Source organism: Acinetobacter sp. ACZLY 512, assembly GCF_023614015.1.
Lineage (GTDB): Bacteria > Pseudomonadota > Gammaproteobacteria > Pseudomonadales > Moraxellaceae > Acinetobacter > Acinetobacter soli.
The window spans coordinates 1-18,372 of sequence record NZ_JAKIVI010000011.1; the positions used below are offsets into that span (position 1 = coordinate 1).

15 protein-coding genes are annotated in these 18,372 nt (G+C 43.6%); 8 read left to right on the forward strand and 7 right to left on the reverse strand.

All coding sequences use genetic code 11. From position 1 onward, the window contains the following. Positions 1 to 116: 116 nt before the first annotated feature. On the forward strand, positions 117 to 1,433 hold the full coding sequence (locus L2096_RS12270; RefSeq protein ID WP_250365527.1) for a CitMHS family transporter: 1,317 nt from the start codon (positions 117 to 119) through the stop codon (positions 1,431 to 1,433). Between the two features lie 59 nt (positions 1,434 to 1,492). Here the strand turns inward: L2096_RS12270 and cysN are convergent, their stop codons facing one another. Together cysN and cysD are read right to left on the reverse strand one after the other, a co-directional pair. Further along, entirely contained in the window at positions 1,493 to 3,106 is a 1,614-nt protein-coding gene (gene cysN / locus L2096_RS12275) for a sulfate adenylyltransferase subunit CysN (RefSeq protein WP_250365528.1), read from the reverse strand. A 44-nt stretch (positions 3,107 to 3,150) separates the two neighbouring features. Next, positions 3,151 to 4,059, reverse strand: coding sequence for a sulfate adenylyltransferase subunit CysD (cysD, locus tag L2096_RS12280; protein ID WP_004936081.1), 909 nt, complete (start codon positions 4,057 to 4,059; stop codon positions 3,151 to 3,153). A gap of 597 nt (positions 4,060 to 4,656) precedes the next feature. On the opposite strand from cysD, the gene L2096_RS12285 reads away from it, so the two are divergent. After that, complete coding sequence (locus L2096_RS12285; RefSeq protein ID WP_284444935.1) at positions 4,657 to 5,343, forward strand: superoxide dismutase; 687 nt, start codon at positions 4,657 to 4,659, stop codon at positions 5,341 to 5,343. Between the two features lie 58 nt (positions 5,344 to 5,401). Here L2096_RS12285 and lysS read toward each other — a convergent pair whose 3' ends face one another. After that, positions 5,402 to 6,934, reverse strand: a complete 1,533-nt coding sequence (lysS, locus tag L2096_RS12290; protein ID WP_250365529.1) for a lysine--tRNA ligase — start codon at positions 6,932 to 6,934, stop codon at positions 5,402 to 5,404. 255 nt (positions 6,935 to 7,189) lie between these two features. Between lysS and L2096_RS12295 the strand changes: the two genes are divergently transcribed. The 5 genes from L2096_RS12295 (at position 7,190) to oxyR (ending at position 11,312) form a co-directional block, all read left to right on the forward strand. Further along, on the forward strand, positions 7,190 to 7,702 hold the full coding sequence (locus L2096_RS12295; RefSeq protein WP_250365530.1) for a YqiA/YcfP family alpha/beta fold hydrolase: 513 nt from the start codon (positions 7,190 to 7,192) through the stop codon (positions 7,700 to 7,702). A 272-nt stretch (positions 7,703 to 7,974) separates the two neighbouring features. Beyond that, positions 7,975 to 8,139, forward strand: coding sequence for a rubredoxin RubA (gene rubA, locus L2096_RS12300; protein ID WP_004946157.1), 165 nt, complete (start codon positions 7,975 to 7,977; stop codon positions 8,137 to 8,139). Between the two features lie 78 nt (positions 8,140 to 8,217). Next, entirely contained in the window at positions 8,218 to 9,399 is a 1,182-nt protein-coding gene (gene rubB / locus L2096_RS12305) for a rubredoxin reductase RubB (protein ID WP_250365531.1), read from the forward strand. Between the two features lie 52 nt (positions 9,400 to 9,451). Beyond that, on the forward strand, positions 9,452 to 10,390 hold the full coding sequence (estB, locus tag L2096_RS12310) for an esterase EstB (protein ID WP_004936062.1): 939 nt from the start codon (positions 9,452 to 9,454) through the stop codon (positions 10,388 to 10,390). A gap of 13 nt (positions 10,391 to 10,403) precedes the next feature. Continuing rightward, complete coding sequence (gene oxyR, locus L2096_RS12315) at positions 10,404 to 11,312, forward strand: LysR family transcriptional regulator OxyR (RefSeq protein ID WP_004936057.1); 909 nt, start codon at positions 10,404 to 10,406, stop codon at positions 11,310 to 11,312. Between the two features lie 61 nt (positions 11,313 to 11,373). Here the strand turns inward: oxyR and ppk1 are convergent, their stop codons facing one another. Together ppk1 and mtgA are read right to left on the reverse strand one after the other, a co-directional pair. Beyond that, on the reverse strand, positions 11,374 to 13,449 hold the full coding sequence (ppk1, locus tag L2096_RS12320; protein ID WP_004936054.1) for a polyphosphate kinase 1: 2,076 nt from the start codon (positions 13,447 to 13,449) through the stop codon (positions 11,374 to 11,376). A gap of 117 nt (positions 13,450 to 13,566) precedes the next feature. Next, positions 13,567 to 14,241 carry a monofunctional biosynthetic peptidoglycan transglycosylase gene (mtgA, locus tag L2096_RS12325; RefSeq protein WP_004936051.1) on the reverse strand — a complete coding sequence of 225 codons (675 nt, stop codon included), beginning with the start codon at positions 14,239 to 14,241 and terminating at the stop codon, positions 13,567 to 13,569. Between the two features lie 81 nt (positions 14,242 to 14,322). Between mtgA and L2096_RS12330 the strand changes: the two genes are divergently transcribed. Further along, positions 14,323 to 15,135, forward strand: a complete 813-nt coding sequence (locus L2096_RS12330) for a rhomboid family intramembrane serine protease (protein ID WP_250365532.1) — start codon at positions 14,323 to 14,325, stop codon at positions 15,133 to 15,135. Between the two features lie 14 nt (positions 15,136 to 15,149). Here L2096_RS12330 and L2096_RS12335 read toward each other — a convergent pair whose 3' ends face one another. Together L2096_RS12335 and L2096_RS12340 are read right to left on the reverse strand one after the other, a co-directional pair. Beyond that, positions 15,150 to 17,627, reverse strand: a complete 2,478-nt coding sequence (locus tag L2096_RS12335; RefSeq protein WP_119690306.1) for an ABC transporter permease — start codon at positions 17,625 to 17,627, stop codon at positions 15,150 to 15,152. Next, entirely contained in the window at positions 17,624 to 18,328 is a 705-nt protein-coding gene (locus tag L2096_RS12340) for an ABC transporter ATP-binding protein (protein WP_250365533.1), read from the reverse strand. Before L2096_RS12340 ends, L2096_RS12335 begins: the two co-directional genes overlap by 4 nt. Between the last annotated feature and the right edge of the window lie 44 nt (positions 18,329 to 18,372).

Sequence of the window (18,372 nt, forward strand, 5' to 3'; positions counted from 1 at the left end):
TGGACATGATTTGGCTGTCAGTAAATTTAGAGGTTTTCATGCAGAATCTCCTGATTCTATCTTAAAAGAAAATTCTACTTTTACATCCTTTTATTTTTAGGGGGGATTACCTCAGCATGATCATGTGTTTTATGTACTTGATCATGACAAAACGCCTCAGTGCAATGGTTGCACTTATTCTCATTCCTGTTTTGTTCGCACTCATCGGTTGGGGGCTGGGCTTTCATTTTGATAGTTTAAGCCACATTGAAATTACCAAATTAGGCGAAACCATGCTAGATGGTATCAAAAAGCTCGCACCCACTGGTGTGATGTTACTTTTTGCCATCATGTATTTTGCATTGATGATCGATTCAGGTTTGTTTGACCCTTCAATCAAGTGGATTCTCAAAAAAGTAAAGGGCGATCCGCTTAAAATCACGCTTGGTACTGTTTTTCTGACCTTGACCGTTTCTCTAGATGGTGATGGATCGACCACCTATATGATTTGTGTTGCGGCCATGATGCCTCTTTATAAACGTATTGGCATGAATCCACTGGTAATGACGTGCTTAATGCTGCTTTGTAGTGGTGTGATGAATCTTACACCATGGGGCGGCCCAACAGCACGTGCTGCCAGTGCCTTGCAAGTCGATGCAAGTGCTGTCTTTATTCCAATGATCCCATCGATGGTCATAGCAGCAGCATGGTTATTTGTATTGGCCTATATGTATGGCAAATATGAACGTAAACGTTTGGGTGTAATTGAAATGGGTGATATCAGTCACGCAGACAATCTGACCATTTCAAAAGACCCAGAAGCACAGCGTCCACATCTTCGCTGGTTTAACGGAATTTTAACGATAGTTTTAATGGCAGCATTGGTCAAAGGCATTTTACCTATGGCTATTCTGTTCATGCTCGGTTTCTGTATTGCGCTTGTGGTCAACTATCCTGATCTTCAAATGCAGAAAAAACGTATCGCGATGCACGCAGATAGCGTATTGGCGGTTGTCGGGGTAATTTTTGCAGCAGGTGTTTTTACCGGTATTTTAACTGGTACAGGCATGGTTGAAGCAATGTCTAAAGGCTTTGTTGCTATTATTCCAGACAGCATGGGGCCTTATATGGCACCGATTACAGCCGTACTCAGTATGCCATTAACTTTCTTTATGTCTAACGATGCCTTCTATTTTGGTGTTCTTCCAATTTTGGCAGAAGCTGCAGGCCACTACGGCATTACGCCAGTTGAAATTGCCCGTGCATCAATTGTTGGACAACCAATCCACTTACTTTCTCCGCTGGTTCCGTCTACCTATCTTCTTTGTGGTCTGGCTGCAGTTGAGTTTGCAGATCATCAGAAATTCACTTTGAAATGGGCATTTGTGACTTGCTGTGTACTTTTAGGTAGTGCTTTGGTATTTGGTGTATTTCCACTGGTGAGTCTGGTTTAATTTGATCTGGCTCCATAAAAAAACCTCCTGATCAGGAGGTTTTTTTTATGCGTTTTAAATTACAAACGAACTCGCTCAACCACTTGGTCGACAACTTCATCAAGTGAGGTTGCACTAACATCGGTGTCAGTGGCGTCACTGACATTTGTCAATACAATAACACCCGTTTCACGTAACAAGCCAATCTGCTCAGCCGTTAAATCAGGCTTGGCAATTGCCACCACACCTTGTTGAATCAGCAAGCTTTCAAGTGCCTGAGATTGCGAAAGTACAGAAGTATCAATGCCGATCACAGCAGGCTTTTGCCCTAAACGCGCAGCTCGGTCTTCGGCAGTCACTGGTGTACTGTGTGCAGTCCACTCGACCGCTGCTTCGACCATACCCGCACCTACGGTGACGTTACTTAATCGGTCGATAAAAATAAACGAACCGGTATAACGCGAGTCTTGGTAACGATCAAACACCACAGCCGCATCAAACTCGACTGTTACATCGGCAATCCCGTTCAGTTCAAGCTCATCGACCTGAGAATGCTCAAGAGTATTCACATTCACACGATAATTAATCGCGGTGACTTTTGCAGGAACGGTTTGCGTACCAATTTTTACATTGTATAACTTACCTTTCACCAGTGGATGTTCATTCATCCATACCAGTGATGCGCGCACGCTACGTGAAATAAGTGGCTGTTCGCCTGCACGAACCAACACATTGCCACGTGAAATATCGATTTCATCGTTGAGTGTTAATGTGACCGCCTGACCAGCAAAAGCTCTGTCGAGGTTACCATCAAAGGTCACAATTTCTTTGACACTGGATTTTTTACCCGATGGCAAAGCAACAATTTCATCGCCTACATTAATTTCGCCTAACGCGATAGTACCAGCAAAGCCACGGAAATCGAGGTTTGGACGGTTCACATATTGCACTGGGAAACGGAACTCATGCTTGTTCGACTCACGCTTGATTTCGACCGATTCAAGAATGCTCATCAAGGTTTGGCCGTTGTACCACGGTGTGCTGGCCGATGGATTGACTACGTTATCTCCGTTTAATGCCGAGATCGGAACAAACTGGATATTTTCAGGACAACGATTGCCAAGTTGATTGACGAAAGCATCGTATTCCACTTGAATTTCATTGAAGCGTGCTTCAGAAAACTCGACCAAATCCATTTTGTTGATAGCCACAATAATATTGCGAATCCCCAAAAGGCTTGCAATAAAACTATGACGACGTGTCTGGGTTTGTACACCATAACGCGCATCAATCAAGATAATCGCAAGATCGGCTGTCGATGCACCTGTTGCCATGTTACGTGTATATTGCTCGTGCCCTGGGGTATCTGCAATGATGAACTTACGTTTTTCTGTCGAGAAATAACGGTACGCGACATCAATGGTAATTCCCTGCTCACGCTCGGCCTGCAAACCATCTACTAGCAAAGCCAAATCTGGCGCATCACCGGTGGTTCCCACTTTCTTACTGTCGCGGGTTACTGCTTGTAATTGATCTTCATAGATCAATTTTGAATCGTAAAGCAAACGGCCAATGAGGGTACTTTTACCGTCATCGACGTTACCGCAGGTTAAAAAACGCAATAAATCTTTTTGTTCGTGTTGCTTTAAATAAGCCAGAATATCTTGGCTAATAAGATCTGATTGATGAGACATTGCTCAAACTCCACACATTCTGAAATCTAGTTGCTTAGCAACGCTTAGAAATAACCTTCCTGCTTTTTCTTTTCCATCGAGCCGGCTTCATCATGGTCGATCATACGACCCTGACGCTCCGAACTGGTGGCCAAAAGCATCTCTTGGATAATCTCAGGCAATGTGTCTGCCTCAGACTCAACCGCGCCTGTAAGCGGGTAACAACCCAGCGTACGGAAACGCACAGATTTCATTTGCGGAACTTCACCTTCTTTCAGACGCATACGTTCATCGTCTACCATAATCAGTGTGCCACTGCGTTCAACCACAGGACGAACTGCCGAGAAATAAAGTGGCACGATGTCGATATTTTCGAGGTAAATGTATTGCCAAATGTCTAGCTCGGTCCAGTTCGATAACGGGAACACACGAATACTTTCGCCCTTGTTCACTTTACCGTTGTATAAGTTCCATAGTTCTGGACGCTGATTTTTTGGATCCCAACGATGTTTGCTGTCACGGAACGAATAGACACGCTCTTTAGCACGTGATTTTTCTTCGTCGCGACGCGCACCACCAAAAGCAGCATCGAACTGATATTTATCCAGCGCTTGCTTTAAGGCTTGGGTTTTCATGATATCGGTATATTTCGAGCTGCCCTGATCGAACGGATTGATTCCCGCTTCACGGCCTTCCTTGTTTTGATGCACGATCAAATCAAAGCCATGTGTTTTGGCCATGTTGTCACGAAACGCGATCATGTCTTTGAATTTCCAGCCAGTATCGACATGCAATAGCGGAAACGGTAATTTTGCAGGGTAAAAAGCTTTGAGCGCCAGATGCAGCATTACCGCAGAGTCTTTACCAATCGAGTAAAGCATTACCGGATTTTCAAATTCGGCAGCAACTTCGCGAATAATATGAATACTTTCAGCTTCAAGCTGCTTGAGATGGGTTAATCTATCTTCAGTCATGAGCACCACCTTTCCAGTCCGATTTATTCATCACGTCGCATAGTAGTTTTTCGCCACTACTTGCGCCACCATATGGAGGAACGAGTGCCATAACAACTCCAGTTTATAAATATCAACAGAACCAACCAGATTGGCTTTATGCTAGATCTGGGAATAGATATTCATTATAGTGATGTAAAAAGCTTTTGCTTTGCATGTTTTTTCATAAACATATCTAAATTCATCATATACAACATGCAATTTTGAGCTTAAACCACTATGCAGATTAAAAAAACCTATTATGCCGTAGCCCTATTCTGCTGCCTACCCGATTTTATTGATAAGCATATCAGCATGAGACATATTTCAGCTTTAAACGAGAAGTTATGACAACAAAAATTATGCTCGAGATCATGGTGATTGGTTTAAAAAATAAAACCCCGAGCTACACAATATTTATGCAGCGTCACACAAAAGATACAGCGCCAGATTTAAATTGATCATAAGCTTAATTTTAGCTGAAATCTTTGCTGTATAAATGTAACCAATAATCATTTCATTTTTCAAACCCGCTAATATGCAAAGTGAAAACAAGATCATTCAAGGATTTCACCGTTCATGAAAAATACATTGAAAACAACACTTTTAGTTATTGCTGGTTCAGTCATGAGTGTTTCTGCTTGGGCAGAATTCAAACAAGCACCTTTGCCATATGCGACCAATGCGCTACAACCTGCTATTGATCAGCAAACCATGGAGCTACATTACGGCAAGCACCATAAAGCGTATGTAGACAACTTAAATGCTCAAATCAAAACCTACCCAGAACTGGATAAGATGGATCCGGTTCAGTTACAAAAGCAGATTTCAAAATACAATACGGCGGTACGTAATAATGGTGGCGGACATTTTAACCACACCTTTTTTTGGGAAAGCCTTGCACCTGCCAATAAAACAGGACAATCCAGTGCAGCTTTAACCAAACAGATCACCCAAGATTTTGGCTCTATGGATGCCTTCAAACAAAAATTCAATGAAGCTGCAACCGGACGTTTTGGATCAGGCTGGGCATGGCTGATTGTGACCCCAGAAGGAAAGCTGGCGATTACATCGACACCAAATCAGGACAATCCATTGATGGATCTGGCCGAAACCAAGGGTCAACCTTTATTGGGACTTGACGTATGGGAACATGCCTATTACTTGAAATACCAAAACCGACGTGCCGACTATATTAAAGCGTTTTGGTCTGTGGTGAACTGGAATAAAGTGAATGAACGCTATATGCAAGCCATGAAAAAATAAGTTGAAAAAAAAAGAGTTTCTACAAAGAAACTCTTTTTTTTGCTACGCAGAAAAACTCTTAGGCATCTTTACGGCGCATATGCGGGAACAATAAGACGTCACGGATACTTGGTGCATTGGCAAACAACATCACCAAACGATCAATACCGATTCCCTGACCTGCGGTTGGCGGTAAACCATATTCAAGTGCTTCAATAAAGTCTGCATCGTAATGCATAGCTTCATCATCACCCGCGTCTTTTTCTGCAACTTGTGCCAAGAAACGCTCTGCCTGATCAATTGGATCATTTAACTCAGAGAAACCATTCGCCAGCTCACGCCCCCCGATAAAGAACTCGAAGCGGTCTGTAATATGCGGATTATCATCATTACGACGAGCCAAAGGCGACGTTTCAGCTGGATATTCGGTAATAAAGGTTGGCTGACGCAACTGTGTTTCCACTGTTTCTTCAAACACAATCGTTTGCAATTTACCTAAACCAAAACTTGGCTTCACCTGTTCTTTTAACTCGTCTTTTACAAACTGAGCCAAGAACTCGCGATCCCCAACATTTGCAGCTGTGAATTGTGGATTGTGCTCCAAAATCGCATCAAACATTGAAATCTTTTTAAATGGACCTTTAAAGCTAAACACTTCTTCGCCATACGGCACATCGGTGCTACCCAAAATATCCAGCGCCAGTTTTTCCAGCATGTTTTCGGTTAATTGCATCAGGTCTTTATAATCTGCATAAGCCTGATAAAACTCGATCATGGTAAATTCAGGATTATGACGCGTCGAAACTCCTTCGTTACGGAAGTTACGGTTAATTTCAAACACACGCTCGAATCCACCCACCACCAAACGTTTTAAATACAGCTCTGGTGCAATACGTAAATAAAGCTCCATATCGAGTGCATTGTGATGCGTAACAAAAGGTTGTGCTGAAGCGCCACCCGGAATTACATGCATCATTGGCGTTTCGACTTCCATAAAACGCTCATTGGTTAAGAAGGCACGAATGCCTGCAACCACTTTGGCACGGATTTCAAAGGTCTTACGCGTTTCTTCATTGACAATCAGGTCGAGATAACGCTTGCGATATTTCGCTTCTGTATCGGTCAGACCGTGAAATTTGTCTGGTAACGGACGAAGTGATTTGGTCAATAGCTCAAAACCTTCAAGGTGTACATATAAATCACCTTTACCAGAACGACCAATATAACCTTCGGCTGCAATAATATCGCCAAGATCAAGGTTGCTCTTAATGGTATCTAAGGTTTCTTGCGGCAAGCCTTTGCGGTCGACATAAAGCTGGATACGACCCGTCATGTCCTGAATCACCATGAACGAGCCACGATTAAGCATGACACGACCCGCAAGTTTAACGTAGGTCTTTTCGGCGCCTTCAATCTGCGCTTTGTCTAAATCCTTAAACTGTTCTTGCAAGTCAGCCGCATAGTGCTCACGTTTGAAAGTATTTGGCCAGACACTTTTGCCAGATGCCTTGGCATTGTCTTGAATCTGTTTTAACTTGGCATGACGCTGTGCAATTAAATCGTTTTCGGAAATAATAGGTTCGGAAGTCGATTGAACGTTTGGTTGCGTCATCTCTGCCTCGATAAGATAAAAAAATGAAGTCGTATAGCTTAACAGAACTCGTTACAATTTCGTATGTCTTCTTTACGCCCGCACATGAAAAAAGTTATTTTCGCTTACATTTTTGTTGAAAAATCGCGTAAATCTTAGACCAAACGCTAAGATAAATTTGAAACATCACTCGGTAAACTAATGATTATTCGATCAGGTCTGGATAGATCCAATGCCTTGAAATCTCTTTCGTTAGCATGAGTCTATATAATCATAATGATGTTACCGCGTTTAAAAATTTTATTTATGCATGGCCTAGATTCTTCGCGTGAATCGACAAAATTCCATGCCATTCAAAGCGACAATAAGTTCTGTATTACGATTGACTACCGTAACCTGAACTATGAAACTGTTGCGGACTTTTATCAGAACATTGTGCTGACCATCAAGCCTGACGTATTGGTCGGACACAATTTGGGCGGCTACTGGGCCTTAAAACTGTCTTCGCAGTTTAAGCTTCCTGCAATTGTGGCCAATCCGAGCATTGCGCCGAGCTTTCGTGAAGATTATCCAGCGCTGGCTCTACAAGAACTCGATAACGACAACCCCAAAATTGCCTATTTAGAGCTTGGAGATGAAACGCTCGACATGTATGAAATTAAAAATTTGCTCGAAGATTATATGTTGGTCGATGCCATTGAAGGCGGACATCATCGTTTAGAACATCCAGCGAAACTCAACACGCTCATTGAACATATTAAAAACGAGTATTTTCAGTCTTTACGCTAAAGAAATAGACAAACGTAACGAATAAAAACCAAACAAATCCGCCTGATAAAAGGTGGAATTGCCCAAATAACATCAGTTTTGTCCTGATCAGCCATTTTACTTTTATTATGAAAGATTAAACTCGTGTATTCACTTTACTTAGATGTCGAACTGCGCAAGAATCTAAGCCAATATGAACACCGGTAATGTTTATATTCAAAGTCATGATTAGATCATATGGAATTGTTTTACTGAAAGGCAGCTGACGCGAACTTATCAGGTTGGAGAATCAAATGAAAAAATATCAATGCATCGTTTGTGGGTGGATTTACGACGAAGCTGAAGGCTGGCCACAAGACGGCATTGCACCAGGAACCAAGTGGGATGACATTCCTGACGACTGGACCTGCCCAGACTGCGGCGTTTCAAAAGCCGATTTTGAAATGATCGAAGTTTGATTATTTATTTTAAAAGACCATGTCCGTTTACATGGTCTTTTTGATTGAATCTGTTTTATTAAGTTTTGGAGAAAAAGAATGCATCCTATCGTCATCATTGGATCAGGCATGGCGGGTTATACCCTTGCTCGTGAGTTTCGCAAGTTAAATCCTGAACAGGCATTGGTCATGATTAGTGCGGATGATGCAGTCAATTACGCCAAACCAACCTTATCGAATGCCTTAGCAGGTAACAAGGCACCTGAGCAAATTCCGTTAGGTGATGCAGCGAAAATGAGTGCTCAGCTTTCGATGGACATTTTGTCTGATACCGTTGTAACAGCCATAGATCCAGATCAACATGAACTGACTTTAGAACACAACGGACAAACACGCCAACAACCCTATTCCAAACTGATCTTAGCCGTAGGTGCCAATCCAATCCGTCTGGCGATTGGTGGTGATGCAAGCGATGATATTCATGTGGTCAATTCATTGATTGATTACCGGGCTTTTAGAGAACGCCTTGCAGAGCGTGATGATAAACGTGTGGTCATTTTAGGTGCAGGACTCATTGGCTGTGAGTTTGCCAATGACTTACAGCATACGGGGCATCACGTTACCGTGATTGACCTTTCTGCACGTCCATTGGGCCGTTTGTTACCTGCACATGTAGCTGAAGCATTTCAGAGTAAGCTTGAAACGAGCGGTATTCAGTTTGTTCTTTCGACCACCGTTGAGAAAGTTTCAAAAACGAATGACAATCAAGACTATATGGTAACTCTCGCCAATGGACAAACGTTGCTTGCCGACGTTGTACTTTCCGCAATTGGTTTACAGCCCAATATCGATTTAGCCAAACAAGCCGGAGTCAACACTAGCCGCGGTATCTTGACCAACAGTTTGCTTGAGACCAATCAAACGGATATTTATGCCATTGGAGACTGTGCTGAGGTCAATGGGACGCTCTTGCCTTATGTCATGCCGATTATGCAACAAGCACGCGCACTGGCCAAAACCCTCAACGGCGAGACCACGCAAGTGCATTATCCAGCCATGCCTGTGGCGGTGAAAACACCAGCTGCACCGCTAACCGTTTTACCTGCGCCAGTCGACGTAGACGTGAATTGGGAAACTGAAACCTTTGAAGACGGTATGCTCGCTAAAGCGGTGGATAGCTCAGAAACGTTACGTGGTTTTGTTCTGCTTGGAGCAACTGCTGGTAAACAACGCCTAAGCTTAACCAAATTGGTACCTGACTTAATGCCTGCACAGGCTTAGATTTTTATTATCAGGGCATTCAGGGGAATGTCCTTTCTTTACGGAAATAAACATGAATCGTGCTTTGCAGTTTAGCGCTTCGCCGTATACCGCCTTTATGCATGAAACCAAAGTCAAACTCAGTAACGACTTGGAATTGCATGTTGAGGTGGGTGGTAATCCGGCTCACCCTCCCCTATTATTAATCATGGGCTTAGGCGCCCAGATGCTATTCTGGCCCGATTTTTTCTGCAAATCCCTTATCGATCAGGGCTTTTACGTGATTCGCTTTGACAACCGAGATATTGGTCTGTCCTCTAAAATTCGCAATAAAGGCAAACGGCTAAACACCCTTAAGCTCATGGGACGTTTTGCACTCGGGCTTGAAAATCAAGGTGCACCTTATACTTTATATGATATGGCTGAAGATGTTGCCCTGCTGATCGAAGCCATGCATCTAGATCGGGTGCACGTGGTCGGCGCATCAATGGGTGGCATGATTGCACAGATTTTATCTGCCAAATATCCTGAGAAAGTTGAAAAGTTGGTCCTGATGTTTACCAGCAATAATCAGCCTCTATTACCGCCTCCATTTCCAAAACAACTATTTAGTCTAATTGGTAAGCCCAAAAGCACCGATGAAGATGGTATTATTAATCATAGTCTGAGATTATTCGAAATTATTGGATCACCGGGATATGTGAATCAGGTCGAAGCAATACAGACTGCGCGTAAACTGTATCAACGAAGTTATCACCCTGCGGGTGTACTTCAACAGTTTTTAGCAATATTATGTACGGGGTCCTTACTACAACTAGACAAACAGATTACTCAGCCCACCCTTGTGGTACACGGCTCGAAAGATCGGTTGTTACCTCCTAGTCATGGTAAGGCTGTTGCAAAAGCAATTAAAGGCGCTAAGTTTGAATTAATTGATGGAATGGGACACGATATTCCGCCCCATTTTATCCCTCAGCTTAGTCATTTAATTGCGAATCACTTTAGATCATAAGCATTAGGACATTATGGCTGCATTACCCTCCCTAAGACAGCTGTCATATTTAGTAACACTGTCGGAAACATTGCACTTCACTGAAGCAGCACGCCGCTCGTTTGTCACTCAATCGACACTGTCTGGCGGCATCATGGAATTAGAACGCTTGCTTGGTGGCGTACTGGTTGAACGAGATCGTCAAAACGTGCGTTTAACACCTTTAGGGGAACAAGTCGTTGCACGCGCCCGAGTCCTGTTAGCAGATGCTCAAGATCTGATGCGACTGAGCCGTGAAATGAGTGAACCGCTGACCGGTGATCTTCATCTTGGTATTATTCCAACGATTGCACCTTTTATCTTGACGCAACTACTTGAAGAAGTGCATAAGCAACTGCCAAAAATTCAGTTGCATCTGCACGAAGCACAAAGTGAAAAAATTGTTGAACGTCTTGAACACGGCAATTTGGACATGGTGGTGCTGGCACTACCGTTCGATACGCGTGGACTCAAAGTTGTCGATATTGCCAAAGAAAACCTGTTCTTGGTCTGCAACAAACACGATAAGCATGCATCTTCGGCGCAGTCTCTCGATGACCTCGATTTATCACGTTTGATGCTGCTCGAAGAAGGTCATTGCTTACGTGATCATGCACTCAGTGCTTGTCCGGTTGGTGAACGTAAAAATGACAATCGCTTAAAAGCCAGTTCACTTCCTACACTCGTAGAAATGGTGTCTTCAAATCTTGGCTTTACGTTATTGCCAGAAATTGCAATCAATACGCATATGCTCAAGTTTAACGATGACTTGATGGTGAAAGAAATTGAAAATGCACCAAGTCGTGTTCTTGCATTGATTACACGTAAGAGCACACCGCTTCAAAGCGAATTTGATGTGATTTTAGATATCTTAAAACGTATCACATCGTCATTAAGCGATTAATACACCCAGTTAAAATAAAAAAGGAGCCCGTTTAAGGCTCCTTTTTTTTATGAGAGATTAATTAAGCAAATAGTGAAATCAGGGTTTGTTGGGCATTATGCAGTTCTTCCCCTTCTTTTGCTTGTACGCGTATCCATGTCCCATCTCCTTGAAGTAACCATGCTTGCTGATTATCTTTGAGGTAATTCACCAGACCTTGCTGATAAATTCGCTTTTTCAGGGCAGGGTCTTCAATCGGGAAACATGCTTCAACACGATTAAATAAATTACGATCCATCCAGTCTGCACTTGAACAGTAAATTCTGGCATCACCATTGTTGCTAAAGTAATACACGCGGGTATGCTCAAGGAAACGGCCTACAATTGAACGTACACGGATATTTTCCGACAGCCCCGGTAAACCTGGACGTAAACAGCAAATCGAACGAATAATTAAATCGATCTGTACGCCTGCTTGTGATGCTTCATACAATTTATTGATCAGCTGCATTTCGGTCAGTGCATTGACCTTGACAATAATCTGCGCCGGCTTACCTGCCTTGGCATTGGCAATTTCATCGTCAATATAATTGAGGAGTTGAGCGTGTAAGGTAAAAGGTGCATGCAACAACTTTTTCAGTTTGGCCATTTTACCCATACCAGTGAGTTCCTGAAAAATGCGATGTACATCCTCACACAACTCTTTATCTGTGGTCATGAGGCCATAGTCGGTATAAATCCGTGCATTACCAGCATGGTAGTTCCCCGTGCCTAAGTGCACATAACGTACCAGCTTGTTATTTTCACGGCGTACCACCAGAATCATTTTGGCATGGGTTTTATAACCAACAATGCCATATACCACCACTGCACCGGCTTCTTGCAACACATTTGCCACCGCAATATTTGACTCTTCGTCAAAGCGCGCACGCAATTCGATCACTGCTGTTACTTCTTTACCGTTACGTGCTGCTTCAACCAGCACTTGGACAATTTCTGAATCGGGGCCACTACGATAAAGGGTTTGCTTAATTGCCAAAACCTGTGGATCACGCGCAGCTTCACGCAATAAATTAATTACAGGTGCAAACGATTCAAACGGATGATGCAGTAAAATGTCCTGTTTTTGCATGGCAGCAAAAACATTCTCAGACTTTTTAAGCACCTTTGGAATAACAGGTGTGTGCGAGTCATAACGCAAATGTGGACGTTTGAAGTTTGACAATAAACGGGCCAAATTGACTGGACCTTCCACCTTATAAAGCTGATCTTCATCCAGATCAAATTCTTCGAGCAGGTAGTTATAAATATGTTTTGGACAGTTTTCTGTTACTTCTAAACGTACGGCTCGACCAAAGCGGCGGGAACTCAGCTCACCTTTTAGTGCTTTAGCCAAATCTTCAACATCTTCATTGAGTGCCAAATCTGCATTTCGTGTGACACGGAATTGATAACAGCCCGTTGCGGTCATGCCCGGAAACAGATCAGACACATGTTCATGGATAATAGCAGACAACATCACATGATGTTCTTTACCTCCTGTAAGCTCGTCGGGTAAACGAACTACACGCGGTAGTGAACGCGGCGCCGGTACAACTGCTAAGTCAATTTGACGGCCAAAGGCGTCTTTACCTTCGAGCGTAATTACAAAGTTAAGGCTTTTATTGACCAAACGCGGAAATGGATGTGCAGGGTCTAAGCTGATTGGGGTGAGTACTGGCGCAACCTGCTCTTGAAAATATTTTTTCACCCATGCCGATTGTGCAGGGGTAAGTTCGCCACGGCGCAAGAAACAGATATCTTCGTCACGTAGTTTTGGCAATATTTCTTCATTTAAGATACGGTATTGACGCTCAATCGCGGCATGTGCTGTTTGTGAAATTTGCTCGAGTACCTGTTTAGGCGTGAGACCATCAGGGCTTCGGCTTTCGTTACCCAAATCTAGCTGCTCTAAAATACCGGCCACACGAATTTCAAAAAACTCGTCAAGATTTCGCGAAAAAATCAGTAAAAAATTCATGCGCTCGAGCAAGGGATGGAGCGGATCAACCGCCTGCTCTAAAACCCGAAGATGAAAATCTAAAATGGATAATTCACGATTAATATATCGATCGTTGTAAGTATATTCTACTGGTGTCGTTGTTATCGCAGTATTCATGCGCCAACCCTATCTACAAAAGCTTCGTGATTGAATTAGTATGCTTCAAAATTATTTCAATTACATAAAAAAACGCACTAAAAGTACGTTTTTTATATTCAATACACATCTCAATTCTTAAGGAATTTGACTGTAGCGCATATATTTTAGTGTAAAGCGCTGTTTAAAACGAAATTTGGCGTCGTTTCGATTGTTTTGATAGTACTTTGGATTGGGTAGTAAGGCAGCTAAAAACGCAGCTTGTTCTCGGCTTAAGTTTTTAGCACTGCGGTTAAAGTAATATTGAGATGCCGCCTCTACACCATAAATATGTTCACCAAATTCAACCGAGTTCATATACACTTCTAAAATACGCTGCTTCGACCACATTCGCTCCATCATCCAAGTCGCAATCGCTTCTTGGCCCTTGCGCAAAAAAGAACGCTGATTGAATAAAAATAGATTCTTGGCCAACTGCTGCGAGATAGTCGATCCACCATTGACCACTTCACCTGATTTTTCATTTTTTTCTAAAGCGTACTGAATACCATCCCAGTCGAAACCATGATGCTGCAAAAACTTGCCATCTTCGGCAGCCACTACTGCTCGCTTGAAATTATTACTAATATTATCGTAGTCACGCCAATGATGTTGAAGCGGTTTAGAGGGCTCTGACCACGATGCAATGCGCATAAACATGCTGGTATTGACGGGCTGCGTGCGCCACCATACTAAACTTGCAAAAATCCAAAGTTGAACCAGAAGTACAACACTGACAAGTGCCAAAATAACACGTACAAAAAAACGTTTCATGTCAGCGCTTTTCTCCAGAGAGTTTGTAGTTTCATGCTAAGCTACTTTATCGCTCTTATTGAATGATTACAAAAGCATAGCATGACTGATCTAAGACCACCTCAGATGAATCGTAAACTTGACCTCTACAGTTGGTGGATTACAGCTGTACTGATCACTATAAACGTGGGTTTATTTGTCTGGCAGATCATGCATGGCGTAGATGCCAGTAACCCGACCACAGCCGATGCCATTTACTGGGGAGCCGATTTTGCGCCGCTCACCTATCTTGAGCAACCGGCTCGTCTGTTTACCAGCATGTTTTTTCATTTTGGCTTGATTCATCTCATGCTAAACATGTGGGCATTATATGTGTTTGGCAACATTGCCGAACAACTACTCGGACGCGGGTATTATCTGGGCCTGTATATTCTGGCCGGCCTGGCCGGGAGTCTGCTCAGTGGTTATATCGCCATTCGTGACAGTTATGCACTACTTGAAAACTTTGATCCAAGTTTACTGCCCCATGTGGGAGCCGGTGCCTCTGGCGCGGTGATGGGGCTTGGCGGCGCACTCACAATACTGGCAATATTACCTGCATTGCCGAGGCAACGTTTTATTCTCGACAAAAAAGCGTTATTGATCATTATGGCGATAAACTTGGCCTTTGGTTTCATGGCAACTGGCATCAATAACGCTGCGCACATTGGGGGGATGCTCATGGGCGCATTACTGGCACTGATCTGGTATGTGGGGCAGCGCTTCGCCGTGAGCACAGTGGCAAAACTTGTCGGCTTAGCCACGGGGAGTGTATTGTGCTATTTAGCTTATCAATACTGTGTCAGTTTGTTGGCGCCTATTTTAGAGCTGTGGCAACACATTCTGATGCAAATGAAAAGCCAGCTTAATCTATAAGCTGGCCCATTGAATCAAGATTGATTCAGCTCTCTTAGACTTTGTAATGGCGGAATGTCACATAAATAACTGAGGCGATAACGCCCAATCAGGGCACAGACCACCATCATTGTGAGTGGTAAAATCAACCAGATTTCAGGATGCCACTGAACTGCAATGTTCATCTTGTAACTGGCAACCGCACTAATCACTTCTGCAAATAAACATGCCACAATCCCAGACAACAAACCCATTAATCCGACTTCAAGCATCAGCAATTGTTTGAGTTTGGTTTTGGCAATACCAAACGAACGTAACACAGCCACTTCCTGACGCCGCTCATCCATTAAAAGATTCAAACACGCAATTAACACCAATAAGCCCGAAATACCGACCAATACGGCAAGTACAGTAATAATTTGCACCAAAACACCGACCAGTCGTTTTACTTCTTCCAAGATCAAGCTGACATCGATAAAGACGGTATTGCTAAATTGCTGAATAAGCCCCACCAGTTTGGCTTTGTCTTGCGGGGGAACATAAAAACTCCCTAAATAACTGCCTGAATTCTCATCGATGGTCGATGGTGAGAAAATAAAGAAGAAATTCGGACTGAAACTTTCCCACTCCACGGTTCTTAAGTTAATCACTCGGGCAGACAACGGACCTTCAGGCAATTGAAAAGTCAGTTTATCGCCAATTTTAATCCCCAACTCTTCGGCCAGTTTAGCCTCTACCGACACTTGATTGACTTGATTAAAGCGCGTTACCCCTGAAACAATTTTATTATCGTCTGGGAATGTGCGTGATTGAGTTAAATTCAGTTCACGGCGCAGTGCATTGTTTTGTTTGACTTGTTCGGGCGTAAAGGCGCGATCGTTTTTAGCCACCAGTCGACCACGGATATTCGGGTATAGCGGCGTGCTTTTCCAACCGTTTTGGGTTAATTGCTGTTGTAGCTGCGGCATGTCGAATGGCGGTAAACCATAGACAAATTGATTAGGCGTCCCTTCAGGCAATTGTTCTTGCCAGCGCTCAAGCAAATCGACCCGTAAGACACTCAGCACCGTAATCAGACTGATTCCTAACGCCAAAGCCGTAATTTGGATCGCACTCTGATGCGGTAAGCGCACATAGGCTGAAAGTCCATTTTTAAGGCCTTTGATGAACTTAAGTACACTCCAGACCACCCCATACAGCAACAAACTTAAGAGTAAAATCGCAGCGAGCATAAGTGCGCTCAGTTGAAGGTTATCACTCAAAACCAGACTGAACACAATTAGACTAATGATACCGGCAAGAAACATTAGCGCCAGTGAGCGTTTAGACCGAACTTCCTGACGAATCACCCGAATTGGCGGCGTATTTAACAGCTCCCACACACTCGGTAAGATAAATCCGAACAAAACCACCACGCTGGTAAAGATGGCCGTTGGTAGTGGGCCAATCCAGATATCCCAGACTGAAAAATTCAGTTGTAACTGCGGCATTAACTGGAGCATGAGTTGCAGTAGTCCAAAGCCCAAACCGACACCTATTGCACTGCCCAGTACAATTGAAATGAAGCTTACAATCGCGAGCAGCCCTATATAAGCCCATAAAACCTGTGCCTTGCTGGCACCCAAGCATCGAATCAACGCGATGTGGTCTTGGTTTTGCTGTACATAGCGCTGACTGGTCAGGGCAATGGCAATCCCGCAGAGTAAAATGGTTAAAATATTTGCCAGTTGCAAAAAGGTGTCTAGATTTTCAATCGGTTTGACCAAACGAGTATTACCTTGCGTGGCATCACGTAGGCGCAAGGTGGTTGCACTTTCAGAATCTGCTTGCTGTGCACTGCTGCTGTCCGTTTGTTGCAGATGCTTAAATTCATCTGCAAAGCGTTTGGTCTGATGTGGGCGGCCTGCAAGGAGCAACCGGTATTCGATCCGACTACCCACCTGAATGGCATTGGTTTTCGCGACATCATTCTGATTGATGATCACCGTCGGAGAAAAACCGGAAAAACCCAGCTCCTGATTGGAATCATGCGCAATGACGCCTGCCACACGGAATTGACCATCGGCAATATAAACCGTGTCGTTCAGCTTCACTTTCAGCAATTCCATAGCCCGTGTGCTCAGCCAGATCTCCCCTATTGCTGGCGTTTTTTGTGCCGGCTGAATACGCAGTTCACCTCGTAATGGAAAGGCCGAATCAATTGCTTTTACATTGACCATCACAAAGTTTTGCTCGGTGCGTGCCATTGAACTAAACAGCGTGACACGCGATTGTTTGAGTCCATCTTGTGTCGCACGCTGTGACCACTGGTTTGATAAAGGGTCTTGATCGGAAAGCACCAGATCGGCCGCCAGCATTTGCGCAGCTTGTAGATTGACGGCTTGTTTGACCTGATTGTTACTAAATTTTAAAGCAGTGGTTGCGCTGATCGCCAACGATAAGGCAATGATCAATAAATAAAGCCCGCCCGTTCGTAAACTTTGCAACAATAACGGTTTTAAAAGTGAACTCATACATGCTCCACCTTTGCCAGTTCTTCATTGATACGTCCATCGACCAGATTAAAATGCCGCTGACATTGACTGGCCAGTTTTTGATCGTGCGTCACCAACACCAATGTAGTCCCGAGCTCCTGATTCAGTTTAAACAATAAACGTTCAATCTCTTTTGCGGTTTGGCCATCTAGATTGCCTGTAGGTTCATCGGCAAATACCAGTTTTGGCTCGGCGATGAGTGCACGTGCAATGGCAACGCGCTGCTGTTCCCCGCCAGAAAGAACTTTAGGTGTTTGCTCAACTTGACGCTCAAGCCCCACGCGTGCAAGCCATTCTCGTGCTTTCATCTCGGCATCTTTAAAGTGAAATGATGTTTGTAAGCGTAGCGGTAGCATCACATTTTCAAGTGCGCTCAAATGAGGCAGAAGCTGAAAAGACTGAAAAACAAAGCCAATATGCTCTAATCTTAAAGTCGCACGCTGCTCTTCCGACATCCCATGTACTGCCTCACCACACACCCATAGCTCACCCGAAGAAGGTCTATCTAGGGTTGCCAGCACTCCCAATAAAGTAGATTTTCCAGAGCCAGAACGACCTGTAATTGCTACCTGTTCCCCAGCAAAAACTTCCAAATTGATCTGATCTAAAATCGTTAACTGATTGTTATTAAATTGCACAGATTGTGTCAGGTGATGGGCAGAAATTATTGGTTGTGGCATGATGGTCAGTATCCCCTCTGGTGAAAGCATCGACGACTTACTAT

Bases quoted from the DNA above. Each gene is read 5' to 3' on its own strand.
- L2096_RS12270 (WP_250365527.1), top strand. From the start codon at position 117: ATGATCATGTGTTTTATGTACTTGATCATGACAAAACGCCTCAGTGCA.
- cysN (WP_250365528.1), bottom strand. From the start codon at position 3,106: ATGTCTCATCAATCAGATCTTATTAGCCAAGATATTCTGGCTTATTTA.
- cysD (WP_004936081.1), bottom strand. From the start codon at position 4,059: ATGACTGAAGATAGATTAACCCATCTCAAGCAGCTTGAAGCTGAAAGT.
- L2096_RS12285 (WP_284444935.1), top strand. From the start codon at position 4,657: ATGAAAAATACATTGAAAACAACACTTTTAGTTATTGCTGGTTCAGTC.
- lysS (WP_250365529.1), bottom strand. From the start codon at position 6,934: ATGACGCAACCAAACGTTCAATCGACTTCCGAACCTATTATTTCCGAA.
- L2096_RS12295 (WP_250365530.1), top strand. From the start codon at position 7,190: ATGATGTTACCGCGTTTAAAAATTTTATTTATGCATGGCCTAGATTCT.
- rubA (WP_004946157.1), top strand. From the start codon at position 7,975: ATGAAAAAATATCAATGCATCGTTTGTGGGTGGATTTACGACGAAGCT.
- rubB (WP_250365531.1), top strand. From the start codon at position 8,218: ATGCATCCTATCGTCATCATTGGATCAGGCATGGCGGGTTATACCCTT.
- estB (WP_004936062.1), top strand. From the start codon at position 9,452: ATGAATCGTGCTTTGCAGTTTAGCGCTTCGCCGTATACCGCCTTTATG.
- oxyR (WP_004936057.1), top strand. From the start codon at position 10,404: ATGGCTGCATTACCCTCCCTAAGACAGCTGTCATATTTAGTAACACTG.
- ppk1 (WP_004936054.1), bottom strand. From the start codon at position 13,449: ATGAATACTGCGATAACAACGACACCAGTAGAATATACTTACAACGAT.
- mtgA (WP_004936051.1), bottom strand. From the start codon at position 14,241: ATGAAACGTTTTTTTGTACGTGTTATTTTGGCACTTGTCAGTGTTGTA.
- L2096_RS12330 (WP_250365532.1), top strand. From the start codon at position 14,323: ATGACTGATCTAAGACCACCTCAGATGAATCGTAAACTTGACCTCTAC.
- L2096_RS12335 (WP_119690306.1), bottom strand. From the start codon at position 17,627: ATGAGTTCACTTTTAAAACCGTTATTGTTGCAAAGTTTACGAACGGGC.
- L2096_RS12340 (WP_250365533.1), bottom strand. From the start codon at position 18,328: ATGCCACAACCAATAATTTCTGCCCATCACCTGACACAATCTGTGCAA.